This window comes from Bdellovibrio bacteriovorus (genome assembly GCF_048286975.1).
GTDB classification, from domain to species: Bacteria; Bdellovibrionota; Bdellovibrionia; order Bdellovibrionales; family Bdellovibrionaceae; genus Bdellovibrio; species Bdellovibrio bacteriovorus_H.
Genome location: NZ_JBLVRT010000004.1, coordinates 20980 through 47721 on the forward strand (window position 1 = coordinate 20980; position 26742 = coordinate 47721).

A 26742-nucleotide genomic window follows, 5' to 3' on the forward strand; every position below is an offset into this window, starting at 1 on the left:
GCGTCACCGAAATGTAAGTTCCAGCGTCCAGAACCGCATAATTGTTTTTAAGGGGTATATAAAGTGCCAACAATTAATCAGCTCATCAAAAGTGAGCGTACTGTTCAAAAAAACCAAACAAAATCACCAGCTTTGGACTCTTGTCCTCAGCGTCGCGGTGTTTGTACACGTGTTTATACAACGACTCCAAAGAAGCCGAACTCCGCACTTCGTAAAGTTGCAAAAGTTCGTCTTTCCAATGGCTTCGAAGTTATCTCTTACATCCCTGGTATCGGCCATAACCTTCAAGAGCACTCCGTTGTACTAATCCGCGGTGGTCGTGTGAAGGATTTGCCGGGTGTTCGTTACCACATCGTTCGTGGGGTATTGGACCTTCAAGGTGTAAACGGTCGTCTGCGCGCCCGTTCTAAATACGGTACTAAGAGACCTAAGAAATAAGGATTGAGAGATGTCACGTCGTAAAAAGACCTTTAAAAGAGAAATCATTCCAGATCCGGTTTTCAAGGATCTAGTAATTGCTAAGTTCATCAATAAAATGATGATTCAAGGTAGAAAAGCAACTTCTCAAAAGTTGTTCTACGGTGCTTTGAAAGAGCTTGAAGGCAAAGTTCAAGGTGAAGAGCCTTTGGCAGTTTTCAAAAAAGCTCTTGAGAACGTTAAACCGTCTATCGAAGTTCGCTCCCGCCGTGTAGGTGGTGCTACTTACCAAGTTCCAGTAGATGTTCGTCCATCCCGTCGTTTGGCTTTGGCTATGCGTTGGTTGGTTGAGTACTCTCGCGAGCGCGGTGAGAAAGACATGGCGAAACGTTTGGCTGGCGAATTCTTGGACGCGTACAATAATAGAGGAAATGCTATTAAGAAGAAAGACGACGTTCACAGAATGGCTGAATCCAACAAGGCATTCTCTCACTACAATTGGTAATCTGTTCAGATGTCAGCTAAAGATCCTAAAGTTGTAGCTGATCTCAAGTACACTCGTAATATCGGCATCATGGCTCACATCGATGCCGGTAAGACGACCACCACCGAACGCATTCTTTACTATACAGGTAAAAGTCATAAAATCGGCGAGGTCCATGATGGTGATGCCACCATGGACTGGATGGTTCAGGAGCAGGAACGCGGTATCACTATCACGTCTGCTGCAACCATGGCGTTCTGGAAAGATCACAGAATCAACATCATCGATACTCCGGGCCACGTCGACTTCACAATTGAAGTTGAGCGTTCTTTGCGTGTATTGGATGGCGCGATCGCAGTTTTCGATGGCGTGAATGGGGTTGAGCCTCAGTCTGAAACCGTTTGGAAACAGGCTGATAAATACAAAGTTCCCCGCATTTGCTTCGTAAATAAAATGGACCGTGTTGGTGCTGACTTTGTGATGTCCTTCGGGACGATCAAGGAAAAGCTGAACGCGAACCCAATCCCTGTGCAGGTTCCAATCGGCATGGAAGACACCTTCCGTGGTGTTGTTGATTTGCTCGAAAATAAAGCCTACATGTGGGATCAGTCCGGAATGGGTGACCATTTCGAAATTACCGATGTTCCCAATGACATGAAAGAGGAAGTAAACCGCTTCCGCACTGAGGTCATTGAGAAGATCGTTGAATTTGAAGACGAACTTCTTGAGAAGTATCTCAATGGAGAAGAAGTCACTGTGCCAGAGCTAAAACGTGCTTTGCGCAAAGGGACTCTTGAATTGAAAGCCTTCCCGGTATTCTGTGGAGCCGCTTTCAAAAACAAAGGTGTTCAGCCTTTGTTGGATGGGGTCATTGACTACCTTCCGTCGCCTCTGGAAGTGCCTGCAATCGTGGGTCACGATCCTGAGCGTCCTGATAAAGAAATCATCTGTAAAACTGAATTTGATGCTCACGCGGCTGCATTGGCTTTCAAAATTGCCAATGATCCGTTTGCCGGCACTTTGACTTATATCCGTGTTTACTCCGGTGAAGTGAAAGTCGGGGAGCAGCTTTTGAACCCGCGCACTCAGAAAAAAGAGCGCATTCAGAAGCTGGTGAAAATGCATGCGAATTCCCGTGAAGAAATCAACAGCCTGAAGGCGGGGGATATCGGTGCGGTTATCGGTCTTAAGTTCACAGGTACAGGGGACACTCTGTGTGAAAGCTCTCATGCTGTGGTTCTTGAGACCATCACATTCCCAGAGCCGGTGATTTCCGTGGCGGTAGAGGCGAAGTCCTCTGCGGACCAGGAAAAGATGTTGGCTGGCCTGGCTAAACTTGAAAAAGAAGATCCATCCTGCCGTCTGCGCACGGATCCGGAAACTGGGCAAATCCTGCTTTCTGGCATGGGTGAATTGCATTTGGAAATTCTTGTGGATCGTTTGCTTCGTGAGCATAAGATCCAGGCCAACGTGGGTAAACCGCAGGTTTCCTATCGTGAAACCATCACGGTTGCCGCCAAAGCAGAGCACGTTTACGAGCGTGAGATTGCTGGCGAAACTCACTTTGCCAAAGTCTCCCTTTCCATCGAGCCTATTTCTCAGGCGGATGGCATCCAGTTCATCAGTAAAGTGGCTGTGTCTAAAGAATTTACAGCCCCTATGTTGAAGGCTGCCGAATCGGGCTTCCGTGAAGCTGCTGAGGTTGGTCCTTTGGCAAGCTGTTCAATGCTGGGTATTAAGGGGACCTTAAATTCAGTTGAAGTTCGTCCCGATTCCTCCAGTGAGATGGCCTTTAAGGCGGCTGCCTCCCTGGCATTCCGGGATGCGGTTAAGGCAGCCTCTGTAGAGCTTTTAGAGCCTATCTTTAAGCTAGAGGTGACTTGTCCGGATGATTTCGTCGGGAACATTGTGGGTGATTTAAATGCCCGCCGTGGAAAGATCCTGGCGATGAATGTGAAGCAGGGTGGTGGTCAGGTTATTTCGGCCGAAGCCCCTCTGGCGAGTCTCTTTGGTTATGCGACGGATGTCCGCAGTTTGAGCCAAGGGCGAGCAAGCTTCAGTATGGAATTTTTGGAATATGCCATTGTGCCTGCGAAGGTAAAAACGGACATTCTCCATAAAATGGGAAGATATTAAAAAAAATAATATTTCCCTTTGACATTATATTTCAAAGTGCGCATACTCGCGCACTCATAGCGTCTATATCTACAAAAAACCCCCCGCGTTGAAGGCGATTCAGGCCGCAAGGGCTAATTCGGGGCAAGTTTTCGATGGGATCAGGACGTTGAACGTTAACAAATTTGCTAGTAATTACGATACTTTATAAAAGAGAAGAGTGTCCATATGCAAAGTCAGAAGATTAGAATCAGATTGAAGGCATTCGATCATAAACTGCTTGACCAGTCGACGAAAGAAATCGTTGAGACTGCTCGTCGTACAGGCGCTAAAGTTGCGGGTCCAATTCCCTTGCCTACTCGCATCAACCGCTACACTGTATTGCGTTCTCCGCACGTAGATAAAAAATCTCGTGAACAATTCGAAGTGAGAACTCACAAGCGTATGCTCGATATTTTAGAACCAACTCAACAGACAGTAGATCAGCTTATGAAGCTGGATCTTTCTGCTGGTGTAGATGTTGAAATCAAACTTTCTGCGGTTTAGAGGTAAGACGTGAGCGAAACTACAGAAACTCAAAATACTGCAGGTCTTAAATTAAACGGCCTGTTCGCCTTCAAAGAAGGTATGGCTACTATCTATAACGAGAACGGCGAAGCTGTTCCTGTTACAGTTCTTCGTTATGAGCCTTGGTTTGTTTCTCAAATCAAAACTAACGAAGCAGATGGTTACGAAGCTATTCAGGTAGCTTGCCACCCTAAAAAAGCTAAAAACTCCAACAAAGCAGAAAAAGGTCACCTTGAAAAAGCTGGCTTCGAAAATGGCGCTCAGTTCGTAAAAGAACTTCGTCAAGCTGCTCCAGAAGGCACTGTTGTTGGCGCGCAAATCTCTATCGACAGCTTGGCTAAAGGTGATTTCGTAAAAATCACTTCCAAGTCTAAAGGTAAAGGTTTCGCTGGTTCCGTGAAACGTTGGGGCTTCGCAGGTGGTCCTGCATCCCACGGTTCTAAATTCCACCGTCGTCCGGGTTCTTCTGGTAACAGAACATGGCCAGGTCGCGTAATGCCGGGTAAGAAATTCCCAGGTCATTTGGGTGCTGAAACTGTCACTGTTAAGAACGTAGAAGTTGTTCAGATCATCGCTGAAGAAAACGTTCTGATGGTAAAAGGGCCAGTTCCAGGTGCTAGAAACACTTTGGTTAAGTTGGTGAGAGAATAGTATGGCAACAGTAAATGTATTGAACTGGAAAAAAGAAAAAGTTGGCTCCGTTGAGCTTGCTGCTGATGTGTTCGAAACTCCTGTTAAAAAGGAAGTTCTTCATACAGTAGTTCAATGGCAATTGGCGGCTCGTCGTCAAGGCACTCACATGACTAAGACTAAAGGTCTTGTGTCTGGTGGTGGTAAAAAGCCGTTTAAACAAAAAGGTACTGGTGGAGCTCGTCAAGGTTCCAGCCGTTCTATCTTGATGCCTGGTGGTGGTACCGCTTTCGGTCCTCAGCCTCGCAGCTACGCTTTCGTTCTGCCTAAAAAAGTTCGTCGTTTGGGTCTGAGCATGGCACTTTCTCACCTTCAAAAAGAAGGCAAACTGTTCATCGTGGACAGCATGGCTTCTGAAGGTAAAACTGCTGAGCTTAACAAACGTTTGCAAGCTTTCGGTTTGAAAAAAGCTGTATTGGTTGACTCTGTAGTTGATGACAAATTCAACCGTGCTTCCAAGAATCTTCCAACATTCAAATACTTCCCAGTTGAAGGTTTGAACGTGTTTGATCTATTGAAGTACGACGCTGCTGTTATCACTAAAGATTCTGTGGCTAAAATCGTAGATCGTTGTTCATTGGAGAAGGCGTAATGAAACAAGTAATTAAAGCCCCTCTCATTACTGAGAAAAATACTTATCACAACGCTGCTGGCGTATACGTGTTCGAAGTGGACTTGAAGTCCTCTAAGACAGAAGTAAAAGCCGCTGTTGAGAAAAACTTTAAAGTTAAAGTTGATAGCGTAAGAACTAGCGTCTGCCGCGGTCACTCTAAGCAAACTAAATTCGGTCTAACCAAGGTCGCTTACTGGAAGAAAGCTTACGTTAAGCTTGCTGAAGGTGAGAAGATCGCTCTTTTTGAGGGAGTATAAAGATGGGTATTAAAACATTTGCCCCACGCTCTCATGGTCGCAGAGGAATGACTGGTTTCGATTTCAAAGAAATCACTAAGACTACTCCAGAGAAGTCTTTGCTAGCTCCTCTTAAGAAACAAGCTGCGCGTAACAATCACGGTCAAATCACTATTCGTCACCAAGGTGGCGGTCATAAGAGAAAATACCGTTTGGTTGATTTCAAGCGTAACAAGCTTGAAGTTGCAGCAAAAGTTATCGCGATCGAGTACGATCCGAACAGAACTTGCCGTATTGCTCTGATCTCCTACATCGATGGCGCTAAGGCTTATATCCTTGCTCCAGTAGGTTTGAATGTTGGCGATACTGTTATCTCTTCTGATAAAGCCGATATCAAACCAGGTAACTCCCTGACTTTGGGTGCTATTCCGGTTGGTACTGTTATTCACAATATCGAATTGCGTCCAGGCAAAGGTGGTCAAATCTGCCGTGGTGCTGGTGCAAGCGCGACTCTTGCTGGTAAAGGCGACAAGTACTGCCAAGTACGTATGCCATCTGGTGAGTTGAAACAAGTGTTGACAGTTTGCCGTGCTTCTATCGGTCAAGTTGGTAACACTGACAATGAAAACATCAATCTAGGTAAAGCAGGTCGCTCTCGTTGGAGAGGTATCCGTCCTTCTGTACGTGGTATGCACATGAATCCAGTTGATCACCCACTCGGTGGTGGTGAAGGCGTTGGTAAAGGGCATCACCCGGTAACTCCTTGGGGTCAACCTTGTAAGGGGTTCAAAACTAGAAACAATAAGAGAACCAACTCTTCAATCATCAAGAGACGTAAGTAGGAGTAAAAGGTGGCACGCTCAATTAAAAAAGGTCCATTCGTCGATACTCATGTTCAGAAGAAAATCGACAATGCACTTGAGAAAAATGATAAAAAAGTTATTAAAACTTGGTCTCGCCGCTCAACAATTCTTCCAGAGACAATTGGACTGACATTCGCAGTTCATAACGGAAGAAAGTTCGTTCCTGTATACATCACAGAGAACATGATTGGTCACAAACTCGGTGAGTTTGCTCCAACCAGAACTTTCCATGGTCACGCTGAGAAGAAAGCCGCTGCTCCTGCTGCGAAGAAGTAATAGAGGTTTATTATGGAAGTTAAAGCAAGCTTGAAATATGCAAGAGTTGGCGCTCAGAAAGCAAGATTGGTTGCTGACCTGGTTCGCGGTAAAGACGTGAACGAGGCAGTTAAAACCCTTACTTTCCTGAACAAAAAAACTGCAGGTATGGTAAAAAAGCTAATCGAATCAGCTGTTGCCAATGCTGAATACAAAAAGGTTATGGATGTAGACAGCCTTTATGTTAAAGCTATCTGGGTTGATCAAGGTCCAGTTCTTAAAAGATTCCGTCCTCGTGCACAAGGTCGCGCGTTCGGTGTTCGTAAGAAGACCAGCCACATTAACGTAGTACTCGAGGAGAAATAGTCGTGGGTCAGAAGGTTAATCCAATTGGTCTAAGAGTCGGTGTTATCAGAACTTGGGATTCTCGCTGGTATGCGAAGGGTCAACAATATTATGAAAACCTCCACGAAGACATCCGTTTGAGAAAGTTCCTTAAGGATAAACTTAAGAACGCGGGTGTAGCGAAAATTGAAATGGAACGTGCTGCGAAGAAGATTAAAATCATCATCTCCACAGCTCGCCCAGGTGTTGTTATTGGTAAAAAAGGTAGTGGTATCGACGCTCTGAAAGCGGAAGTTCAAAAACTTACACCCAACGAAGTTTTCCTGAGCATCCAAGAAGTGCGCAAACCAGACCTCGATGCTCAGCTCGTTGCTGAGAGCATTGCTCAACAACTTGAGAAACGTATCTCTTGGAGAAGAGCTCTTAAAAAATCTATTGCAGCTGCGATCAAAGGCGGCGTGAGAGGTATCAAGATCCGTGTTTCCGGGCGTCTTGATGGTGCAGAGATTGCGCGTTCAGAGTGGTACAATGAGAAGAGCGTTCCTCTTCATACATTGCGTGCTGATATCGACTACGGTACAGCAGAATCCCTGACAGCATACGGTATCATCGGTCTGAAAGTTTGGATCTATAAAGGCGATATCTTATCTGCTCGCGAAGTTGAGGAGGCAGGTCGTGTTAAGTCCTAAAAGAGTAAAATGGCGTAAACAATTTGTAGGCCGCGCTACTGGTTTTGCAGTAAGAGGCGCTAACCTTGATTTCGGAGACTACGGTCTTCAGGCAATCGAGGAAGGTCGTCTGACTGCTCGTCAGTTGGAAGCTGGTCGTATCGCTATCTCCCGTTCTGTTAAGCGTGGTGGTAAAATCTGGTGCCGTGTGTTCCCAAACATCCCGGTAACTAAGAAACCTGCTGAAACTCGTATGGGTAGCGGTAAAGGTAACCCGGAACTATGGGTTGCTCGTGTTCTTCCTGGAAAAGTTCTTTTCGAAATGAACGGTGTGACACGCGAACAAGCTAAAGAAGCTTTCGAACGTGCAGCTCACAAACTTCCTTTCAAAACTCGTTTCTTGGTAAGGGAGTAGTTGTATGAAGTTCGTAGAGATCAAAGATCTTTCTGTTGCAGAATTGAAAAAGAAAAGAGCAGCTCTTTCTGAAGAGTTGTTCCAGGCACGTATCAAGAATTCCATTGGGCAACTTTCTAACCCAGTGCAAATCCGTGGTCTTCGCCGCGACATCGCTAAAATCAATACAGCGATCGTAAAAAAAGTGGCGAGATAGGGGTAGGAAATGACTGAAACTAATTCTAGAGGCCGTAAAATTGAAGTCGTAGGTGAAGTTATCAGTGACAAGATGGATAAAACCATCTCTGTTCTGATCTACCGCATGGTTAAGCACGCTAAGTACGGTAAGTACGTTAAGAAGACGTCTGTATTCAAGGCTCATGACGAAAAGAACCAGGCAAAAGTTGGTGACATCGTTAAGATCCGTGAAACTCGTCCTCTGAGCAAAACTAAACGTTGGGCTTTGGCTGAAGTCGTTGAAACGGCGAAGGCATAGGAGACTGTTATGATTCAAATGCAAACCAGACTGAATGTAGCAGATAACTCCGGCGCAAAAGAAGTTATGTGCGTTAAGGTTCTTGGTGGTTCTAAACGTCGTGTAGCATCCATTGGTGATGTTATCGTTGTTTCCATCAAAGAAGCTCTGCCAAATGCAAAAGTAAAAAAAGGTGACGTAGCTAAAGCTGTTGTTGTTAGAACTGTAGCAAAACTTCGTCGTCCAGACGGATCTTACATCCGCTTCGACGACAACTCTGCAGTTTTGATCAATGCTTCTAAAGAGCCAATCGGAACACGTATCTTTGGCCCAGTAGCCAGAGAATTGAGAGCAAAGTCTTTCGTTAAGATCGTATCTTTGGCTCCGGAAGTTCTATAAGGGGTATGAGATGAATCGCTTACATACAAGATATAATAAAGAGATCGCTCCCGCTCTGAAGAATCAACTGGGAGTTAAAAACGTGATGCAAGTTCCTCGCTTGGAGAAAATCACTCTTAGCGTGTGCTTGAGCGAAGCTGTTCAGAATCCAAAAATCTTGAACACTGTGGTTGATGAAATCACAGCGATCACTGGACAAAAAGCTGTTATCACTAAAGCAAAGAAGGCAATTTCCAACTTCAAATTGCGCGCTGGCATCCCATTGGGCGTTCGCGTGACTTTGAGAAGAGAGAAAATGTGGTCTTTCATGGATCGTCTGAACACGTTGGCACTACCTCGCGTACGTGACTTCCGTGGCTTGCCTAACAAAGGCTTCGATGGTCGTGGTAACTACAACATGGGCTTGAAAGAGCAGATCGTGTTCCCTGAGATCAACTACGATAAAGTAGATAAAACTCGTGGGATGAACATCACTATCTGTACAACTGCGAAGAACGATACTGAAGGCAGAGCGCTACTTGAAGCGCTTGGCATGCCTTTCAGAAAATAAGAGGTGTCACTTGGCTCGTAAAGCAAGCATTGAAAAAAATAATAAAAGAAAAGCTCTTGCTGCTAAGTATGGTCAATACAGAGCAGAATTGAGAGCTAAAGCTGTTGATATGAAGCTTTCTGACGAAGAAAGAGCCGCTGCACGCACTAAGCTGCAGGGTCTTCCTCGTGACACTAACCCAAACCGCACTATCACTCGTTGTGTGATCTCTGGTCGCCCTCGTGGTAACTACAGAAAGTTCGGTTTGTCTCGTATTGCGTTCAGACAATTGGCCCTTGACGGTAAATTGCCTGGCGTAACGAAAGCCAGCTGGTAAGAGGTTCAGAATGGATACAATTTCTCAGTTCCTTACAATGATCAGAAACGCTGGAGCAGCAAAACACGAAAAAGTGGATATGCCTGCTTCTAAAGTAAGAGCCGGTATTGCTCAGATCTTGGTAAACGAAGGTTTCATCAGAAGCTTTAAAGTTGCTAAAGACAGCAAACAAGGCATTATGCGTGTTTATTTGAAGTATGACGAAGCTGGTGGCCACGCGATCAATAATATTGACCGTGTTAGCCGTCCTGGTCGTCGCGTTTATGTTAAATCTGACAAGATTCCAACTGTTCGTTCTGGTATGGGCATGTCCATCATCAGCACAAGCAAAGGAATCATGAGCGGTAAGCAAGCTACAGAGCAAAAACTCGGTGGCGAATTGCTTGCGACACTTTGGTAGGTGAATCATGTCTCGTATTGGAAAAGCACCCGTTGTTTTTGATAACACAGTACAAGTGAGCGTTACACCTGCTAACGAAGTAGTCGTTAAAGGTGCGAAAAGCTCTTTGAAAATCGGTATGAAACCAAATGTTTCCGCGAAAATCGACGGCAACAAAGTAGTTTTGACTCCGAATGACGACACAAAAGAAAGCCGCGCGATGCACGGTCTTTACAGAGCTCTTATTCAGAACGCAGTAACTGGCGTGACTAAGGGTTTCTCTAGAGGCTTGGAGCTTCAAGGGGTTGGATATCGTGCAAACGTAGCAGGTAAAAAGTTGGAGCTTTCTTTGGGCTTCTCTCACCCTGTTATCTTCGATATTCCAGAAGGTATTGAAATTAAAGTTGAGAAGCAAACCAGCTTGACCGTGAATGGTCCAAGTAAAGAGCTTGTTGGTCAGGTAGCAGCGAAAATCCGCTCCTTCCGTCCACCAGAGCCTTACCTGGGTAAAGGTGTTCGTTACGCTGGTGAGCAGATCAGACGTAAAGCCGGTAAGTCTGCTGGTAAATAATTGAGGTAAAGTATGAAATTGAAATTTAGTAAGCATACAAGCGAAAGAAAAGTAAATCGCCTCAAGAAGAAGATCAGAATCCGCAAGACCGTTAAAGGAACTGCGGAAAGACCTCGTCTTTGCGTATTCAGAAGCGGTAAGCACGTTTACGCTCAGATTATCAATGACGTAGATGGCAACACTCTGGTGGCTGTTTCTTCTTTGGGTAAAGAGGACAAATCCGGTATCGATATGGCGAAACTTGTTGGTATGGAAGCGGCTAAAGCTGCAACTGCCAAAAACATCAAGGACGTTGTATTCGATAGAAACGGTTATCTCTATCATGGACGTGTTAAATCTCTTGCTGACGGCGCTCGTGAGGGCGGCCTGAATTTCTAAGGAGTGATGTGTGGAGAAAGTTCAAGCTCAAGCAGCTGAATTAGAAGAGCGTGTAGTAGCGATCAACCGCGTAACAAAAGTTGTTAAGGGTGGTCGTCGCTTCTCTTTCGCAGCTCTAGTAGTTGTAGGCAACAAAGCTGGTGATGTTGGATTCGGTTCCGGCAAAGCTGGTGAAGTTCCAGAAGCAATCGGTAAAGCAAGCAGATCCGCTAAAAAATCTGCTAAATCTGTAGCTTTGAAGGAAGGTCGTACGATCCCTCACGAAGTTATCGGTAGATTTGGTGCAGCTAAGGTTATCATGAAACCAGCTGCTCCAGGTACTGGTGTCATCGCGGGTGGTGCGGTACGTGCCGTTCTTGAATCTGTAGGTGTAAAAGACATTCTTACTAAATGTGTTGGTACTCGTAATCCGCACAATGCTGTAAGAGCAACAATCGACGGCTTAAAGCAGTTGAAACAACAGCTTTAATTCGCGGACTGGTGGCAAAAATGGCTAAAACATTCGTAGTAACTTTGAAAAGATCAACTATCAAATGCACGCAAGATCAAAAGGATGCAGTTCGTATCCTTGGTCTTAAGAAACTTCACCAAACTGTTGAAGTGAAAGATTCTGCTGCGGCACGTGGTAATATCATGAAAGTTCAACATCTTCTTGATGTTGAAGTTAAGGGGTAATTCATGAGCTTGCTTAAAACATTGGCACCTAAGGCAGGATCCAAGCATGCTCCAAAAAGAATCGGTCGTGGTATCGGTTCTGGCATGGGCGGCACTTCTACCAAAGGTCACAAAGGTCAATTGGCTCGCACAGGCGGGACAGTGCGTCGTGGCTTCGAGGGTGGTCAAACACCTATGCACCGTCGTCTTCCTAAGTTTGGTTTCAGCAACGTAGCATTCGCAAATAACTTTGAGATTGTAAACGTTGGCCAACTTGCTAAATTTTCTGGAGAAGTCACTCCTGAATCTCTACACGCTGCTGGACTTATTTCCAAAGGCGCTGTTAAGATTTTGGGAAATGGCGAGCTTAAAACAGCTTTGACTGTAAAAGCTCATAAATTCTCAGAAAGCGCCAAGAAAGCTATCGAAGCTGCTGGCGGCAAAGTCGAGGTAATTAAGTAGTGTCTGCAATTGAGAGCATCGCAAAAAATTCTGATCTTCGTAAGCGCATCTTGTTCACATTGGCCCTTTTGGCCATCTACAGAATTGGTGTACACGTTCCGACTCCTGGAGTAGACGGATCTGCGGTGCTCTCTTTTTTTCAGGCTCAGAGCCGTGGAATTTTTGGCCTATTTAACACCTTTACTGGTGGTGCACTTTCCCAGTTCAGTATCTTTGCACTGGGAATCATGCCTTACATCTCCTCTTCCATCATCTTCCAACTTTTGACTTCTGCGATCCCGTATCTGGAAGCTCTTAAGAAAGAAGGGGAGCAAGGTCGTCGCAAAATCAACCAATACACTCGTTATGCGACTGTGGCTTTGGCGATTATCCAAGGTTACGGCATCAGCACATGGTTGATGAACTCTACAAGCCCGGATGGACATCCTTTAGTGATCGCTCCAACTGTGGCATTCCTTCCGTTCCAAATCATGACTATCATCACATTGACAGCAGGTACCTGCTTTATCATGTGGTTGGGTGAGCAAATTACAGAGCGTGGTATCGGTAACGGTACTTCCCTGATCATCTTTACAGGTATCGCTGCTGCGATTCCGGGTGGTGCTCAACAGCTTTGGGAGCTTGTTCGTACTGGTGAAATGCGTTTTGCATTGGTTCTTTTGTTGGTTGCCTTCATGGTGGCGATCATCGCAGCCGTTATCTATATGGAAGTGGCTCAGCGTAGAATCACAGTTCAGTACTCTCAAAGACAAGGTGGCGGCGGTATGCAATCAATGCAGACTCCGACAAGCCATCTTCCTATCAAACTTAATATCTCTGGTGTTATCCCGCCAATCTTCGCGAGCTCCTTGTTGATGTTCCCGGCGACTATGGCGCAATTTGTGAACACACCTTGGTTGAAGGCGCTTCAGGATTCTTTGAATCCTTCCGGCACTATCTTCAACATCATGTTCGTGGCTTTGATTGTCTTCTTCTCCTTCTTCTACACGGAGATCGTTTTCAATCCTAACGACGTGGCAGACAATCTGAAAAAATACGGTGGTTTCGTTCCTGGCGTTCGCGCTGGTAAGTCCACTGCAGACTACATCCAAAGAGTTTTGGAGCGTGTAAACGTAGTTGGTTGTATCTATCTTTGTACTATTTGTATTCTTCCAGGCATCATGGTTAACCAATTCAACGTGCCATTCCACTTCGGTGGTACCAGCTTGTTGATCTTGGTGGGTGTTGCTTTGGATACTGCTCAACAGATCCAGTCTCATATGATCACTCAGAAATATGAGGGCTTCCTTAAGGGTGCTAAGATCCGTAGCAGAAGGGTTCAGTTCTAATGAACTTGATCCTGTTTGGAGCCCCGGGGGCCGGCAAAGGTACGCAGTCTGAGCTTTTGATTAAACGCCAGGAGATGACACAGATCAGCACTGGCGATCTATTCAGAGCAGCCATTAAAGGCCAGACGGACCTCGGCAAAAAAGCCCAGGAATTTATGGATAAAGGTCAACTTGTGCCAGATAGCATCGTTATCGGCATGGTTGAAGAAGTTCTCCAAAAAGGCCTCCAAAACTTTATTTTAGATGGTTTCCCTAGAACTGTGGCTCAGGCTCAGGCTCTAGATGAATTACTTGTAAAAATGAATCTATCCATCGGGAAGGCTATCTTCCTTGAAGTTCCAATGAGAATCCTGATGGATAGGCTGACTGGCAGACGCGTTTGTAAAAATTGCGGCGCTGTCTATCATATAGTCAGTAAGCCCTCCAAAGTAGAGGGTAAATGTGATTTGTGCGGTGGTGAGGTCATTCAACGGAATGATGACAAGGCTGAGGTTATTGAGACCCGCCTGAAGACTTATGAAGAGTTCACAAGCCCCCTAAAAGAGTTTTATAAAAAATCAGGCAAATATACTGAAGTGGACGGAAATAGGGACACCGAAGAAGTCTATAAAGAGATCGAAAAAATAATAAAATAGACGGCTGTATTATTTTTATCTCTAGACTTTGTGTTTTTTCGGTGTTAGCGTGCCGGACCGCATTCGTGTTTTTGCTGGAATTTCCGCTTTTTAATAAAAGTGGAAACTATAAGCGTATGGGAAGACATTATGAAAGTAAGACCATCAGTTAAGGCTATCTGTAACAAGTGTAAAGTTATTAAAAGAAAAGGCGTTATTCGCGTTATCTGCGAGAACCCTAAACATAAGCAAAGGCAGGGTTAATCATGGCACGTATCCTTGGTGTCGACTTACCTAGAAATAAGCGCGTTGAAATCGCACTGACTTATATTTACGGCATCGGCCGTCCTCGTGCTGCTATGATCTGCAAGCAAGTTGGTATTCCTTCTGAACTAAGAACTGAAGGCCTGACTGACGAGCACATTGCTAAAATCCGTAGCATCGTTGAAGCAAACTTCAAAGTAGAAGGTGACTTGCGCCGTGAAATCGGTCAATCCATCAAACGTTTGATGGATTTGAACTGCTTCCGTGGTATCCGCCACCGTAAAGGCTTGCCTGTTCGTGGTCAGAACACTCGTTCTAATGCACGTACTCGCAAAGGTCCTAAGAAGACGGTAGCTAACAAGAAAAAAGCCGTATAATTGAGGTTGCGTAAATGAACACTGATAAAAAAGCTGTTACAAAGAAAAAAGTAAAAAGAAACGTTCCTCAAGGGAACTGCTATATCCAAGCTGGGTTCGGTAACGTTATCGTAACGATGACTGATCCAACCGGTGCTACCGTGTCCTGGTCCTCTGCAGGTCACCTCGGTTTCAAAGGAAGCCGTAAAGGTACTCCATTTGCAGCTCAAGTCGCGGCAGAAGACGCTGCAAAGAAAGCTATGGAAGCAGGCATGAAATCTGTGGACGTTTACTTGAAAGGACCAGGCGCTGGTCGTGAGCCTGCAATTCGTGCATTGGCTGCTACTGGAATGAGAATCTTGTCTCTTAAAGACGTGACTCCAGTTCCTCACAACGGTTGCCGTCCACCTAAGCGTAGAAGAATCTAAGGAGTATATCGTGAGCTGCATTAACGAAAGCGTTTGTAAGCTTTGCCGTCGCGAAAACGTGAAACTTTTCTTGAAGGGTGACCGTTGTTACACAGATAAGTGTTCTTTCGAAAGAAGACCTTATCCGCCAGGACAACATGGTCAGTCTCGTTTGAAGTTCTCTGAATTTGCGCTTCAATTGCGTGAAAAACAGAAAGCCAAAAGATACTATGGCGTTTCTGAGAAACAATTTGTGAAATATGTTGGAGAAGCCAACCGTGCAAAAGAATTGACCGGTCATGCGCTTCTGAAATTCCTCGAGACTCGCCTTGATAACGTTGTGTACACTTTGGGGTACGCAAATTCTCGTCGCGAAGCAAGACAGCTTGTTAAGCACAACCATTTCCTGTTGAATGGTAAAAGAGCTAACATCCCAAGCATTCTTGTGAATAAAGGCGATGTTATTCAAGTTGCTGAATCAAGCCGCGAAATGGCTAAGATCCAGTCTGCTATCCAAGCGGTAGCTAGACGCTCTGTGCCAGCATGGCTTGAAGCCGATCATGCTAAGTTCACTGGAACTGTTAAAGATCTTCCGAATCGTGAAGACGTAGCAGTTGCTGTTGAAGAGAACATGATCGTTGAATACTACTCAAGATAATTTTACCTCTCGGGGGAGCTATGCAAGAGCACTATTATAAGTTTTGGAGAGAAATGATCAAACCAAAGGGATTTGAGGTTGATCGTGATTCTCTTCGTGATGACTACGCTAAATTCATTATCCGTCCCCTTGAAAGAGGGTTTGGCGTTACCTTGGGTAACTCCCTAAGAAGAATTCTTCTTAGCTCCATGATGGGTTCTGCAATTACAGCTGTTAAGTTCGAAGGCGTATTGCACGAGTTCACTACGATCCCAGATGTTCTTGAGGACGTCACTGACATCATCCTGAACCTCAAAGAAGTGCGCTTTAAACAGTACACTGCAGACTCTTTGACTTTGAAGATCTCCAAAAAAGGTCCAGGCAAAGTAACTGCAGCGGACATCCAAACTACCGATAAGATCGAGGTTTTGAACCCAGATCTTCCAATCGCTACTTTGGGCGCGAACGCAAACTTCAACGCGGAAATCGTTGTAAGTTTCGGTCGTGGTTATGTACCAGTTGAAAACAGAGAAACTGATCTTCCAGTTGGCTTTATCGGCGTTGACGCTCTTTACAGCCCAATCAGAAAAGTGAACTACAATGTTTCCAATGCCCGCGTTGGTCAAAGAACTGACTACGATGCATTGACTCTTGAAGTTTGGACAGACGGTTCTTTGAAGCCAGAAGAAGCAGTAGCTCTTTCTTCTAAAATCATGAAAGAACAGCTGCAAATCTTCCTGACTTTCGACGAGACTATGGAGCCTGCAGAAGAAGCACGCGAGCTTGGTTCTCCAACTCTGAACGAGAACTTGTTCCGTTCTGTTGACGACCTTGAGCTTTCTGTTCGTTCTGCGAACTGCTTGAAGAACGCTAACATCCGCTACATCGGCGAGTTGGTAGTACGTTCTGAGGCAGAAATGCTTAAGACCAAAAACTTCGGCCGTAAGTCTTTGAATGAAATCAAAGAAATTCTGGGCGAAATGGGATTGGGCCTTGGCATGAAGATCGAAGGCTGGCCACCGGCTGGTTGGGATCCAAGTCAACCTCCTCAAAAGAGAGAGACTCAACAGTAATCTAAAATAGACACCAAGAATGGTGTTTGAACACGCGGCCCTGCGGGGCTGCGAGGGCACGGAGCCCTGAAAAAGCAACACTCGACCAAATTAACCAAAGAGTGTTCTATCGTGCTGATACCTGATACGGTCAGCCCGTTTAACCGGAGAATAAAATGAGTTCACACAGAAGAAGAGTAAAACATTTCGATCGTAAATCTGGCCCAAGAAAAGCTTTGTTGAGAGGTCTTGTGACTTCTTTGATCGAGCACGGCCGTATCACTACAACTGTTGACCGTGCTAAAGAAGTACGTCGCCACGTTGAAAAAGCGATCACTTTGGGTAAAAAAGGTGACTTGGCTACAACTCGTTTGTTGCTTTCTCGTTACCCTAACAAAGAAGCGGTTGCTACAATCGTTAAGGATCTTGCTCCACGTTTCAAAACACGTCCTGGTGGTTACACTCGTATCATCAAGATCGGTCGTCGCCCAGGTGACACTGCTGAAATGGCATTCCTTGAGTTCGTAGACTACGATTTCGAAGCTAAAACAGCTGACACTGCAGAGAAATCTGAAAAGTCCGCTAAAACTGCGAAAGCTACTAAAGCTCCAGCGAAAAAAGCTGTAGCAAAGAAAGCTTCCACTAAAGCAGTAGCAGCGAAGAAGAAAGCTGTTAAAAAGGCTCAGAAAAAAGACAGAGCGGCATCCGCAGCTCGCGCTTAATTCTGGGATCTGATTAAGATCTTCAAAAAAAGGCTCAAGGAAACTTGGGCCTTTTTTATTTTCCGAACCCGCCGTTTCTTCTTTGGAGCAATAAGCCCTCTCAATCACTTTGCGAACCGCCCTCGCCATTTATCACCACCGCGTCTTGCCATCCCTGTCGACAGTCTTTACCTTGAGTATTCAGTTCCTTGAGCTGGAAGGGGAGTCCAATGAAACAACACCTTAAAGCCTTCGGCATCGTCTTTATCCTGGCAGCAGCGGGTCTGTGGGCCTATACGCACTTCTTTGCCAGCAAGCTAAGCCAAACGCCGTCTGATTACACTTCTATCGAAGCAATGGAAAAAGAGGGCGTACCTAACTTTGTGACCAAGGATCTGGACGGCAAACCTGTAGAGCTTGATGCCTTCAAAGGCAAAGTGGTTATTCTGAACTTCTGGGCATCCTGGTGTGGGCCTTGTATCGAGGAAGTTCCTTCCCTGATTAAGCTGATCAAAGAATTCAAAGGTGACGTGCAGCTGATTGCGGTTTCTGGCGATAGCAGTCGTAATGATATCGACGTCTTTATGAAGTCGTTCCCTGAAATGAAGGGTGCGAATATCCACATCGTTTATGACGAAGACCGTTCCCTGATGAAGCAGTTCCAGGTGGCGCGTCTGCCGGAATCACTGGTGTTGGGCACCGACCACAAGCTGGTTAAAAAAGTTGTGGGATCGATAGAGTGGTTCAACAAAGACTCTGTGTCTTACGTACAGTCCCTGCTGACGGCAAAGCCAGCGCAGTAATGGGCAAAGCAAAAAGCCGCTCGAGAGAGCGGCTTTTGTCGTTTAAAGGCTTGAAGAAGCGCGCGCAGACAAGCCTGCTTGCTTGAGCGCGCGGCGACGTCGTCGCCTTGCTATGGAATCCCCTCTACGCAGTCGTATTGCAGGTCGATCTTGGTGCCCTCAATCAGGGCGTAAGTGAACTTCAGGACGCTCTTTTCGATCTTGTAGTTCAGGATATTCAAACCATCAATGCTGACCTTCAGGGTTTCAGGAACCGGTTCGCATTCCAGGTTCAGGTTGGAAAGCGAGTTCACGATCTTGTCCTTGAACGTGTTCAGGTTGGCGCTGTAGTCGGAATCACAAATACTGCCCACGCCACCGTCTGTTAGTTTGGAGGCCTCTTCATAGAAATGGCCAGGGTGACTTGGAGAAGTGTCTTTATCCTGTTCGGCTTCACAGGCGCTGTCGCCGGGTTTCACGATGATTGAACTGAAAGTGAAGCGCACATCCGGGCCGAAGACACTTTTGGATTTTGCCACCAGATTGGCTGGCATGTCGGAAGCCTCCATCGGCAACAGTACGCCGGCAGCATCATTGGCTTTCACACGGGAAGCCACGCCGCCCACAGAGCGTTCGTCTTCATCCGAAATCACGATCACGGAAATCGCAGCACCTGGACGATAGCATCCATGTGAACCCGCAGCTTCAAAGTGGTCATGAGCAGCCTTGATTGCGCGCTCATCCCCGGAACTGCCACCGCCGATTGTCAGGGTGTCGATAGTGGAATTAAAGATCGTATTCAGATTGGCTGTTCCTTTTCTTAGGATGTAAGCCGGACTGCCGCCAGCGGGCGTATAATTGGTCCAATTGTAGGGGGTGCCATAGACCAGGGAGCCTCCGGAAGAAACGCCTCTGGTGGTCGTCAGGCACATTTGCCAGTCGATATTGCTCGCATCCAGGGAGCTTACAAAGGTGCCCATGCGGGCTGCGAGTTTTCTAAGCTCTGGCAGCATGGAGTTGGAGTCATCCAGTACAAACAGGAAATCGACCTGCTTGTTGCCGTAAGCGACGACCTCGCTGGTGGAGATTGTCTTGCTGGGGGTTGTGGTCGGAGGTGTGACCGCAGTGGTGTCCTGCTCAGGGACGGGCGCAAAATTCATTTTCGCGCAACCCGCGGAAAGGGTTCCAATCACACAACCTAAAACTGCTAAATGTGTTTTGAACGATGCTTTCATACCTACCTCATCGTCAAGGCTAGCACGAAAGTGAATGCTTAAAACAGAGGCAAAGTGAAAAAGTGAGGAAAATTGATAAGTAAAAACAGTAAGTTACAAGTTACCGTCGAAGATCTTTACAGGACCGTGCTGAAAATTTAGACAAAAAAAGACACCCTTTTTAGGGGTGTCTTTTGCGTTGTCAGAAAATTTGAAATCTTAAAGTCCGAATCTTTTCTTCAATTCATCAACAGCTTTCTGACCTTCTTTTTCAAGCTGCTTCTTGCCTTGGTTTTCGGCGTCTTTTTTCGCCTGATTCACGCGGGCTTCAGCTTGTTTTTTCTGCTCGTTCAACTGGCCTTCGGCTTTTTTGATTTCCTTGTCCAGATCACCGCGCAGTTTGTTGATTTCGGCTTCCACGCGGGCGCGCTGTTTGCCGATCTCTTCATTGACGTAGGCCTCGATTTTCTTGCGGGCTTCGTTAATCTTGGCCTGGATTTGTTTTTCAAATCCTTTTTGCAGCTCAGGTCCCAGATTGGAGTTAATAGACAAAGGAACATTCGGGAACGTGCCCTGTCCATCCACCGTCAGCGTCACCACCGGAATGCCGGCAAAGACCGCTTTCAGAATCTGGTCGGCAATCTCGTTTTTGGATCCCACTGCGTATTCGATCTGCGTGAACTTGTTATCCATGTTCACCGTGATGTTCTTCAGGCCTACAAGTTTGCCTTCGATGCCGATGCTGCCTTTGGCTTTGTTAAAGGCAATCTGCACGTCAGGGGACTGCACCAGCTCTTTACCTTCGATCGAGTAAGAATCCACCTTGAAGCGATAATCAACGATGCTGTCAGGTTTGGTGTTATCCAAAGACAGGCGCACCAGGAAGCCCATGATTTCCTTGGACGGGAAATCACCAGACAAGGAGGCCACAGTGGGTTTGCCGATCAGTTTCTGATGGGTTGTGATATCCAGGATTTCACCTTTGATGTTACCCGCATCCGGAGTCAGGCCCGCTTGAGAACTGACCGCCGTGCGTTTGATCCAGACCAGAGGATAAGAATTCGGACGGCCGAACTCATAGCTGATCCCGTTTTCACGCGGATGCGGTTGCAGTGGAATATCCTCCGGATCCTTTTCTTTCTTGTTCAGCAGATTTGGCGGGATGTATTTTTCAGCCATGGTCTTGTAACGGAAGAACTTGGCTTTGTATGGTCCCAGATAACGATTGAAGATCGCCATGGACATGGACTTGGCATCCAGCTTAGGAATGCGGAAATGCTGCTCAAGACTTTTGATGTCGGTCTTGACCTGCTTTTCGATTTCCTTGTACTGGGCCTCAAGCGCTTTCAGATCTTTTTGCAGATCATTGCCGGCGCCTTGCACTTGTTTGTACATGGCATCGCCGTCTTTAAATACTTTATCCAGTTCCTGCAAAGACGACTGCAGTTCCTGCGGCGTTTTAAAGTCCTTGTACTTGATACTGTTCAGGCGCTTGTTCAGGGCCTCGATGTCTTTACCTTGAGGCAAGGACTTCATGCGGGCATCCCAAGCGGCTTGTTTGGCTTTCAGGTCTTTTTCAAAACTTTCCAGCATGGCTTTGGACGGCAAAGAATCCTGAAGCTTTTGCAGTTGCACGTTCGCGTCAGTGCCCGTCAGCATCGCGATCACATCACCCAGAACGCTGTCGCCAGCTTGTTGTTGGGCTTCGTTGATGGCTTGTTCTTTCAGTTTGTCAGCAAGGCCTGGTTCGTTGGACACCGGCTCTGGTGGAGCCACGCGACCCGGACGGGCACGTTTCACACCAAAGGCGATCTGTTCAACGACGGCTTCATTCACAACTATCTTGGCGCGCAACAAGGCATCCCACAGCATCGAGAAGCGGATGTCGCCGATATTCAGGGAGTTGTGGGTTGGCTTTTCTGCGTCAGTGACTTCGATACCCTGAATGCGCAGGCTGGCGTTGAAGAAGCTGGTTTCAACTTTGGCGATGTTCACTTCAGCGCCGACAGCTTTGTATCCGGCCCATTCCATGCCCTTGCGCAGGTGAGAGTCGAAGAAGAAGTGGAAGTACAATCCAATCACCGCACAGATGATCACAAACGGAATGATGGCTTCCCAGCGGATCGGGCCTTTTTCTTTTTTCTTTTTTACGGGTGTTGTTTCAGGTGTTGTCATGTGCTGTGTGTCCTAGCCGTAAAGGTTGTCGTAAGTGCAGTACCAGTTGTAAAGCTTGGTCGCCGTGAAGGCTTTCCAGAACTTCGTGCCTTTAAATCTTGCGACCACGGTGGCGCGATATTTCAGGATCAGCGCTTTGAAGGCGAAGAATGCAAACGGCAAAAGAAGGATGGAAACAATCATGGAGCCCATCACGATGCTGTTGTTGAAGCGGGTCATTGGCACCAGCGGCATGTTGTACATGGTGGTGAACAACGGTTTCAGGCTTTCGTTTTCAAGCACGGCTTTACCCAGGTGGTGAGCCGGTCCATCAAACATGAAGGCCACGAACTTGAAAAAGAACGCCGACAGAAAGGCTGCGCCAATCTGCACGCGGAAAATAAAGATGATGGCAAAGACCACAAAAGTCTGAATAGAGATAAACGGGGAAAACCCCAGGATCAGTCCCAGCGACAGGCCGGAGGCCAATTGGTTGGTTCCGGTGTCCGAGTTGAGGAGTTTTAGAAAATTAAAAATCTGCTTCAGTAAGGCCGTCATGGATTTCCTCCTGCAGGAATTTTAATAAGCATAAATGCAAGGCGGCAAGTAGAAACCCGAGGACACAAGGGGCGGTTTGTCGTAAACTGGGCCTCTATGTCACATCCCCTGGAACTTTTGATTGTTGAAACAGTTCAACTGGGTGGCGGTCTGGTCTTTATTGCAGATCAGAATCCGGCCACATTGTCGCAATGGCAGCAGCCATTGGTGCAGGACTTTGCCGGGGAGATTCCGTTCGTCACGCGCACAGCCGAGGATCTGCTGGCGCAAAAGTATGTCACTCGTCCAGAGGATCTGGTCTTGTTCCAGTCCAACCAAAAATCTGTTCTGACGTCTTTGGATGCAATTTTGAATGGTCAACGGGTCTTGTTGGGGGCGGAGGCATCGTCGGCTGAATCCCATCAATGGGACTATGCCTTTGCTGACTTAAGCCTGCACAAGTGGCAGCTGATTTTGCAGAGTTTGAAAGCCCACTGGGGACAATGGTCTGCGCTGCAGGGACTGGATGGCGAGCACGGGGCAGGATGTTTGTTCCTGGATCGTGATGATGTGGTTGTTAAAAACGTTCCTTATAACAAAGACCCTGAAGCCGTTCAGTTGCTGCCGGGAATTTGCGAATTGATCAACAAGGCCCATGCGCAGTCTTATTGGGTGGCGCTGGTGACGAATCAGTCCGGTTTGGGACGAGGCTGGATTAGCTGGTCTCAGTATCAGTCTGTGCATCAACGTATGATGCAGCTTCTGGCTCAACAAGGGGCGTGGATTGATGACTGTGAGTGGTCGGCGTTTATCGACGAGGCAGGCAGTCCCCGCGGGCGTTTGCTGGCAGGGCTTCGCAAGCCTCGCAATGGCATGCTGCTCAAAGTGAACAACAAGCTGCGTGTGAATATGGCGAATTCCGTGATGGTCGGGGACAGTGCTTCGGACCTGAAAGCGGCTTTTGCTGCCGGGGTGGGGCGTTTGTACCTGTTGGCTTCAGAAAAGACCGACAAAGAAATGAAGTCCTTGCAGGCTCATCAGGCCGTATATTCCAATTTCAAATTCACTGTTCTGGAAAAACTCTCGGACCTGACGCTTTAATTTAGCCCAGGTCCTCGAGTGTGGAGGCATCCACGCGTTCTTTAATACGCAGATAGAAGAAGGCTCCCAGCAAGCTCACCACAAAGGTGGTGACCTGGAAGGCAGTAATCACAGTCGGACCCACTTCAGATGTTGATCCGTTGTAGATATTAAACAGGAAATAGAACGCCGCCTGACCGACACCAACTCCCGCTGGAGAGATCGGGATCGCCGTCGCCATATACCCCAATGGCGCCACCAGGAAATAGGTTTTCGCTGCGACTTCCGTGAAACCTGCCGCATTGCCGGCAATGATCAAAAACACAATCGAACAGCCCTGGGACAGAAGGCTTAGAAGCAGCACCAGCATGAAGCGTTTTCCGTCTTTGCCGTAAAGGTGCATGCTTTCATAAAGCTTCATGAACTTTTCAGACAAAGGCAGTTTGTTGATCACGCGTTTTAGCAGAGAGGTCTTGTAGATCTGCGGGGAAAAGATCAATGCCAGTGCAATTACAAAGGCAAAGAACAACGCCAGAATAAACCAGAACAGAGTCGTCAGGGGCGGGATGGTCATGATGTGGTTCAGATCATAAAGCATCACCAGCAGCGCCAATAGCACCATGGCAAACAACCCAAGCACTCGGTCCATCAGAACGCTGGTCACGGCAATGACTTTGGAACCAGGATTGGCCCGGGTGAAATAGTAGGCTTTTATGACATCGCCACCGACCCCGCCAGGCATGGCAAAGTTAAAGAACGAACCGATCAGGTTGAGTTTAAAGACCTTCAAAGGGCCCGCATTCATGCCTTGAGAACGGATCAGGGTGCGCCATCTTTCGCTGGCCAGGAACAGGTTCAGCAAAACCAAAAGCAATGCCACAGACGCCGTGGTCGGTGTCAGCAGGTTTTTAAGGGCAGAGAAGTTCAGCTTTCCGGATTGGATCAGCCAGTAGATGATGCCGGCTGAAAAAAGAATCTTAGCGGACTGAACCAAAAGCTTTTTGGTGTGTTTAACCATGGGGACTGTCTTACTTGAATTCGGGCCGGAACTCTACCTCGAAGTCGTGGTATGCAAAGATTTAGGGGGCCTTAAATTCGATTTGACGACATCTTTTAAGCAGCTAAAAAGCCTCAGTTTTTTGACGAATTGAGCCATTGTAAGGTCTTAATTACTCAGAAACTGCCTTTGATGATATAGATTGAGGACTGATCTCGGAGGTAGTTTTGATACCGGTTATATTATCGGGAGGAAGCGGAACACGATTGTGGCCCGTATCCCGTCAGCAGATGCCCAAACAATTTTGCGACATTTTCGGGGAGCCTCTACAGACTCTGACCCTGAAAAGATGTTTGCGTATGGGAAGCCCATGGATTGTAACCTCCAAGGCCCTGCAGACGTTGACCGAACTGAACCTGAAGGCCAACCAAGGCGAAGCGGTTAAGGCCAACCAAGGCGAAGCCGTTAAGGTTGTTTACGAGCCTGTGGGCAAAAACACCGCTCCGGCTGTGGCAGCCCTGTGCAAGCTGTTGCTGGATCAGGGAAAAGGGGACGAAATCGTCGGGGTCTTCCCGTCAGATCACCTGATCACCAAAGAAGATGCTTTCCTGAAAGTTGTGGAGTTTGCTTCCGCCGTGGCAAAAGAAAACCGCGTGGTCACTTTGGGCATCACTCCATCTTATCCAGAAACTGGATATGGTTATATTCAGACCAAGACGACCAGCTTGAAAGATCAGGCCGGTTTGAAGGCTTATTCTGTGGTGAAGTTCCATGAAAAGCCGGATTTGAAAAAAGCCGAAGAGTTTATCTCTCAAGGTGGTTTCAGCTGGAATGCGGGGATCTTTGTTTTCAAAGTTTCTCACATGGCCAGTCTGTTTGAAAAACACCAGCCGACTTTGTGGAGTCAGATTTCCGCGTTGAAGTCCGATGCTTCTAATTTGGGAGATATCTACGCTCAGGTGCAAAGCATTTCCATCGACTATGCGATCATGGAAAAGCTGAACGAAGCTGAGTTGGCTTGTGTGCCGGCGGACTTTGGTTGGAGCGATGTGGGTTCCTGGGATGCCGTGGCTGCTTTGCAAAAAGGGCAGGACATCATCAATGTCAAAGGGCAGGGCAACTTTGTCTTTGGCGAGCCGACCAAGAATTACTCTATGATTGGCTTGGAGGACGTGATTGTCGTGGATACCAAGGATGCCTTGATGCTGGTTAAAAAAGGCCAGTCTCAGGATGTGCGTCATGTGGTTGAGACTTTGACTCAAGCCAAATCCCCGCTGGTGAAAGAGCATGTCTATGAATATCGTCCCTGGGGTTATTTCGAAATCCTGAAGGACACTGAAAACTTCAAGTCCAAGGTTATTCGCGTCAATCCGCATTCCCAGTTGTCGTATCAGTCTCACGCCAAACGTGAAGAACACTGGACGATCACCCAGGGATCCGGCGAAGTGGTTCTGAATGACCAGGTGATTCCGGTGAAGGCTGGCAGTCACATTCATATCCCGCTGGGGGCGAAGCACCGCATGCGCAACAACTCCAGTGAAATGCTGGAGTTTGTAGAGGTTCAATTGGGAACTTACTTTGGTGAAGACGATATCGTCCGTTACCAAGACGACTATAGTAGAAATTAGAATTGGATATTTGAGATTGGATTTGGGGAAAAGAAAAGGGCTGCGTTTGCAGCCCTTTTTGTTTTTTAGTCTCTGGATTCTTCCAGTGGGACTGAAAGAATTTCGGCGTTTCCGGTTGGCAGGCTGGTGGTGTTTGGAGTAACTGCCGTTGGGTTTTTACGAACGCTTTCTTCTTCTTCTGGAAGATCGATATCTTCCTCATCCACGTGCTCTTGCACGACCTGCAAGGTGGGGTCCTTCTGCGTGCTGGCGGTCAGATCTTTGTGGTAGGCGTAAACCAGGCCACCATCTTTGAAGTTGTTCAGCATTCTTTTGATGATGCCCGGAGCAACTGCCGGGCAACCCCAGCTTCGGCCCAAACGGCCCTGGCTTTTTACGTAGTCTTCAGAAACATAGCTGGCAGCATGAACGACAATGTCTCGTTCAGCCGCATTGCTGTTGGAAGCTTCCAAACCGTACAGATTCAAAGATTCACCGTGACCACCATAGTAGGTGTTGCCACCGAGGTACAGACCCAGGGAAGACATCTTCGAGCCATCGATGTTAGAGAACTTTGCCGCCACATTCACGCCAGAGCCTTTGCCGTGAGCCACAAAGTGCTTGGTCACGCCGCCGGTCTGCATATTCATGATATAAAGGCGTCTTTCGCTGGAAGGTTTTGAGAAATCAATAACTGCGATGAAATCAGACTTGATCGTCACCTCGCGAGTGCTCATGTAAGTCTTTTCGCGACCGCGGATTTTCGCTTTCATTTTGACGGTTTTGCCGGCGTTGACATCCAGGAATTCGAAAGTTCTTTGCAAAGCCGCCTCGGGCACGCCTTGCTTTTTAAACATGTCGTAAATGCGCACGTCTTTGATTTTCTTGTCATACAGGCTGTCAGCATAACTCTGGATGCTGGCAAGGGTGATGATAAGGGCGGTCACAAGTTTCTTCATGCTTTCCAACTTTCAATTACGTGAGGATTCAATAATTCCATGAACCTTCCTTACAAGGCATGTGCCAGCTTTTTTACCTGTTTTAGTGTCCTAAATTTGAGCTGAATGCGAGGGGGGTGCCGCTAAAAGTCCCCCTGTATATAAAATAGACGCGTGTTCGGTGACGTTCCGGAATAGCCCCATTTTTTCTGCTCTTAGGCACTTTCTGGGGTTCTGAATTGA

General features: G+C 46.9%; 39 protein-coding genes. 34 read left to right on the top strand and 5 right to left on the bottom strand.

Translation table 11 applies throughout. The annotated features are described in order from the left end of the window. The first annotated feature begins 63 nt into the window (after positions 1-63). The 32 genes from rpsL (at position 64) to ACNQKP_RS13080 (ending at position 17993) form a co-directional block, all read left to right on the top strand. On the top strand, positions 64-438 hold the full coding sequence (rpsL, locus tag ACNQKP_RS12925; RefSeq protein ID WP_011165356.1) for a 30S ribosomal protein S12: 375 nt from the start codon (positions 64-66) through the stop codon (positions 436-438). Positions 439-448: 10 nt separating this feature from the next. Continuing rightward, positions 449-922 carry a 30S ribosomal protein S7 gene (rpsG, locus tag ACNQKP_RS12930; RefSeq protein ID WP_011165355.1) on the top strand — a complete coding sequence of 158 codons (474 nt, stop codon included), beginning with the start codon at positions 449-451 and terminating at the stop codon, positions 920-922. Positions 923-931: 9 nt separating this feature from the next. Next, positions 932-3037: an elongation factor G gene (fusA, locus tag ACNQKP_RS12935; RefSeq protein WP_011165354.1), complete on the top strand. Its 2106-nt coding sequence runs from the start codon at positions 932-934 to the stop codon at positions 3035-3037. Positions 3038-3244: 207 nt separating this feature from the next. Beyond that, positions 3245-3562, top strand: a complete 318-nt coding sequence (rpsJ, locus tag ACNQKP_RS12940; protein ID WP_011165353.1) for a 30S ribosomal protein S10 — start codon at positions 3245-3247, stop codon at positions 3560-3562. A gap of 9 nt (positions 3563-3571) precedes the next feature. Further along, a complete protein-coding gene (gene rplC, locus ACNQKP_RS12945) occupies positions 3572-4234 on the top strand; it encodes a 50S ribosomal protein L3 (RefSeq protein WP_011165352.1) in 663 nt (220 codons plus the stop codon). 1 nt (position 4235) lies between these two features. Continuing rightward, entirely contained in the window at positions 4236-4865 is a 630-nt protein-coding gene (rplD, locus tag ACNQKP_RS12950; RefSeq protein WP_011165351.1) for a 50S ribosomal protein L4, read from the top strand. Continuing rightward, positions 4865-5143 carry a 50S ribosomal protein L23 gene (rplW, locus tag ACNQKP_RS12955; RefSeq protein WP_011165350.1) on the top strand — a complete coding sequence of 93 codons (279 nt, stop codon included), beginning with the start codon at positions 4865-4867 and terminating at the stop codon, positions 5141-5143. Before rplD ends, rplW begins: the two co-directional genes overlap by 1 nt. 2 nt (positions 5144-5145) lie before the next feature. Continuing rightward, positions 5146-5964, top strand: a complete 819-nt coding sequence (rplB, locus tag ACNQKP_RS12960; protein WP_011165349.1) for a 50S ribosomal protein L2 — start codon at positions 5146-5148, stop codon at positions 5962-5964. Between the two features lie 9 nt (positions 5965-5973). Continuing rightward, positions 5974-6261: a 30S ribosomal protein S19 gene (rpsS, locus tag ACNQKP_RS12965; RefSeq protein WP_011165348.1), complete on the top strand. Its 288-nt coding sequence runs from the start codon at positions 5974-5976 to the stop codon at positions 6259-6261. Positions 6262-6273: 12 nt separating this feature from the next. After that, complete coding sequence (rplV, locus tag ACNQKP_RS12970) at positions 6274-6606, top strand: 50S ribosomal protein L22 (protein WP_011165347.1); 333 nt, start codon at positions 6274-6276, stop codon at positions 6604-6606. Between the two features lie 2 nt (positions 6607-6608). Continuing rightward, positions 6609-7274, top strand: coding sequence for a 30S ribosomal protein S3 (rpsC, locus tag ACNQKP_RS12975; protein ID WP_011165346.1), 666 nt, complete (start codon positions 6609-6611; stop codon positions 7272-7274). Further along, a complete protein-coding gene (gene rplP, locus ACNQKP_RS12980; RefSeq protein WP_041577922.1) occupies positions 7261-7668 on the top strand; it encodes a 50S ribosomal protein L16 in 408 nt (135 codons plus the stop codon). The genes rpsC and rplP overlap by 14 nt, the downstream gene beginning before the upstream one ends. 4 nt (positions 7669-7672) lie before the next feature. Further along, a complete protein-coding gene (gene rpmC / locus ACNQKP_RS12985) occupies positions 7673-7864 on the top strand; it encodes a 50S ribosomal protein L29 (RefSeq protein ID WP_011165344.1) in 192 nt (63 codons plus the stop codon). 9 nt (positions 7865-7873) lie between these two features. Next, the gene (gene rpsQ / locus ACNQKP_RS12990) at positions 7874-8143 is read left to right on the top strand and encodes a 30S ribosomal protein S17 (protein WP_041577921.1); all 270 of its coding nucleotides are present in this window, start codon (positions 7874-7876) and stop codon (positions 8141-8143) included. 9 nt (positions 8144-8152) lie between these two features. Further along, a complete protein-coding gene (rplN, locus tag ACNQKP_RS12995) occupies positions 8153-8521 on the top strand; it encodes a 50S ribosomal protein L14 (RefSeq protein WP_011165342.1) in 369 nt (122 codons plus the stop codon). 10 nt (positions 8522-8531) lie between these two features. Next, complete coding sequence (rplE, locus tag ACNQKP_RS13000; RefSeq protein WP_011165341.1) at positions 8532-9071, top strand: 50S ribosomal protein L5; 540 nt, start codon at positions 8532-8534, stop codon at positions 9069-9071. Positions 9072-9081: 10 nt separating this feature from the next. Beyond that, complete coding sequence (gene rpsN, locus ACNQKP_RS13005; protein ID WP_417865083.1) at positions 9082-9387, top strand: 30S ribosomal protein S14; 306 nt, start codon at positions 9082-9084, stop codon at positions 9385-9387. A 10-nt stretch (positions 9388-9397) separates the two neighbouring features. Then, positions 9398-9787 (top strand): 30S ribosomal protein S8, encoded by a 390-nt coding sequence (gene rpsH / locus ACNQKP_RS13010; protein ID WP_011165340.1) that lies wholly within the window; start codon positions 9398-9400, stop codon positions 9785-9787. Between the two features lie 7 nt (positions 9788-9794). After that, positions 9795-10337 carry a 50S ribosomal protein L6 gene (rplF, locus tag ACNQKP_RS13015; RefSeq protein ID WP_417865084.1) on the top strand — a complete coding sequence of 181 codons (543 nt, stop codon included), beginning with the start codon at positions 9795-9797 and terminating at the stop codon, positions 10335-10337. 12 nt (positions 10338-10349) lie between these two features. Continuing rightward, on the top strand, positions 10350-10715 hold the full coding sequence (rplR, locus tag ACNQKP_RS13020) for a 50S ribosomal protein L18 (protein WP_011165338.1): 366 nt from the start codon (positions 10350-10352) through the stop codon (positions 10713-10715). Between the two features lie 10 nt (positions 10716-10725). Next, entirely contained in the window at positions 10726-11184 is a 459-nt protein-coding gene (rpsE, locus tag ACNQKP_RS13025) for a 30S ribosomal protein S5 (protein WP_041577917.1), read from the top strand. A gap of 20 nt (positions 11185-11204) precedes the next feature. Further along, positions 11205-11390, top strand: coding sequence for a 50S ribosomal protein L30 (gene rpmD, locus ACNQKP_RS13030; RefSeq protein ID WP_374033783.1), 186 nt, complete (start codon positions 11205-11207; stop codon positions 11388-11390). Between the two features lie 3 nt (positions 11391-11393). Then, the gene (gene rplO / locus ACNQKP_RS13035) at positions 11394-11831 is read left to right on the top strand and encodes a 50S ribosomal protein L15 (protein ID WP_088564474.1); all 438 of its coding nucleotides are present in this window, start codon (positions 11394-11396) and stop codon (positions 11829-11831) included. Beyond that, positions 11831-13159 carry a preprotein translocase subunit SecY gene (secY, locus tag ACNQKP_RS13040; protein ID WP_088564475.1) on the top strand — a complete coding sequence of 443 codons (1329 nt, stop codon included), beginning with the start codon at positions 11831-11833 and terminating at the stop codon, positions 13157-13159. The genes rplO and secY overlap by 1 nt, the downstream gene beginning before the upstream one ends. After that, entirely contained in the window at positions 13159-13794 is a 636-nt protein-coding gene (locus ACNQKP_RS13045) for an adenylate kinase (RefSeq protein WP_417865085.1), read from the top strand. The genes secY and ACNQKP_RS13045 overlap by 1 nt, the downstream gene beginning before the upstream one ends. Before the next feature lie 129 nt (positions 13795-13923). Beyond that, a complete protein-coding gene (gene rpmJ, locus ACNQKP_RS13050; RefSeq protein WP_011165332.1) occupies positions 13924-14037 on the top strand; it encodes a 50S ribosomal protein L36 in 114 nt (37 codons plus the stop codon). Positions 14038-14039: 2 nt separating this feature from the next. After that, positions 14040-14414: a 30S ribosomal protein S13 gene (gene rpsM / locus ACNQKP_RS13055; protein WP_011165331.1), complete on the top strand. Its 375-nt coding sequence runs from the start codon at positions 14040-14042 to the stop codon at positions 14412-14414. 14 nt (positions 14415-14428) lie between these two features. Then, a complete protein-coding gene (rpsK, locus tag ACNQKP_RS13060) occupies positions 14429-14821 on the top strand; it encodes a 30S ribosomal protein S11 (RefSeq protein WP_011165330.1) in 393 nt (130 codons plus the stop codon). A gap of 10 nt (positions 14822-14831) precedes the next feature. Continuing rightward, positions 14832-15458, top strand: a complete 627-nt coding sequence (gene rpsD / locus ACNQKP_RS13065) for a 30S ribosomal protein S4 (protein WP_011165329.1) — start codon at positions 14832-14834, stop codon at positions 15456-15458. Positions 15459-15478: 20 nt separating this feature from the next. Further along, the gene (locus tag ACNQKP_RS13070; RefSeq protein ID WP_038448232.1) at positions 15479-16510 is read left to right on the top strand and encodes a DNA-directed RNA polymerase subunit alpha; all 1032 of its coding nucleotides are present in this window, start codon (positions 15479-15481) and stop codon (positions 16508-16510) included. Positions 16511-16665: 155 nt separating this feature from the next. Further along, positions 16666-17211: a 50S ribosomal protein L17 gene (gene rplQ / locus ACNQKP_RS13075; RefSeq protein WP_417865086.1), complete on the top strand. Its 546-nt coding sequence runs from the start codon at positions 16666-16668 to the stop codon at positions 17209-17211. 209 nt (positions 17212-17420) lie between these two features. Next, the gene (locus ACNQKP_RS13080) at positions 17421-17993 is read left to right on the top strand and encodes a TlpA disulfide reductase family protein (protein ID WP_417865087.1); all 573 of its coding nucleotides are present in this window, start codon (positions 17421-17423) and stop codon (positions 17991-17993) included. 110 nt (positions 17994-18103) lie between these two features. Here ACNQKP_RS13080 and ACNQKP_RS13085 read toward each other — a convergent pair whose 3' ends face one another. The 3 genes from ACNQKP_RS13085 to ACNQKP_RS13095 all read right to left on the bottom strand — a co-directional run bounded on the left by ACNQKP_RS13085 (position 18104) and on the right by ACNQKP_RS13095 (position 21898). Further along, positions 18104-19207, bottom strand: coding sequence for a hypothetical protein (locus ACNQKP_RS13085; RefSeq protein ID WP_417865088.1), 1104 nt, complete (start codon positions 19205-19207; stop codon positions 18104-18106). 198 nt (positions 19208-19405) lie between these two features. Then, entirely contained in the window at positions 19406-21361 is a 1956-nt protein-coding gene (locus ACNQKP_RS13090) for a TIGR03545 family protein (RefSeq protein WP_417865089.1), read from the bottom strand. Between the two features lie 12 nt (positions 21362-21373). Continuing rightward, positions 21374-21898 carry a DUF2062 domain-containing protein gene (locus tag ACNQKP_RS13095; RefSeq protein WP_088564481.1) on the bottom strand — a complete coding sequence of 175 codons (525 nt, stop codon included), beginning with the start codon at positions 21896-21898 and terminating at the stop codon, positions 21374-21376. Positions 21899-21994: 96 nt separating this feature from the next. On the opposite strand from ACNQKP_RS13095, the gene ACNQKP_RS13100 reads away from it, so the two are divergent. After that, the gene (locus tag ACNQKP_RS13100) at positions 21995-22978 is read left to right on the top strand and encodes a D-glycero-alpha-D-manno-heptose-1,7-bisphosphate 7-phosphatase (protein WP_417865090.1); all 984 of its coding nucleotides are present in this window, start codon (positions 21995-21997) and stop codon (positions 22976-22978) included. 1 nt (position 22979) lies between these two features. Here ACNQKP_RS13100 and ACNQKP_RS13105 read toward each other — a convergent pair whose 3' ends face one another. After that, positions 22980-23975: a lysylphosphatidylglycerol synthase transmembrane domain-containing protein gene (locus ACNQKP_RS13105; protein WP_417865091.1), complete on the bottom strand. Its 996-nt coding sequence runs from the start codon at positions 23973-23975 to the stop codon at positions 22980-22982. A 206-nt stretch (positions 23976-24181) separates the two neighbouring features. Between ACNQKP_RS13105 and ACNQKP_RS13110 the strand changes: the two genes are divergently transcribed. Next, positions 24182-25582, top strand: coding sequence for a mannose-1-phosphate guanylyltransferase/mannose-6-phosphate isomerase (locus ACNQKP_RS13110; protein ID WP_417865092.1), 1401 nt, complete (start codon positions 24182-24184; stop codon positions 25580-25582). Between the two features lie 65 nt (positions 25583-25647). Here ACNQKP_RS13110 and ACNQKP_RS13115 read toward each other — a convergent pair whose 3' ends face one another. Continuing rightward, positions 25648-26520, bottom strand: a complete 873-nt coding sequence (locus ACNQKP_RS13115) for a murein L,D-transpeptidase catalytic domain family protein (protein ID WP_417865093.1) — start codon at positions 26518-26520, stop codon at positions 25648-25650. Positions 26521-26742: the final 222 nt, after the last annotated feature.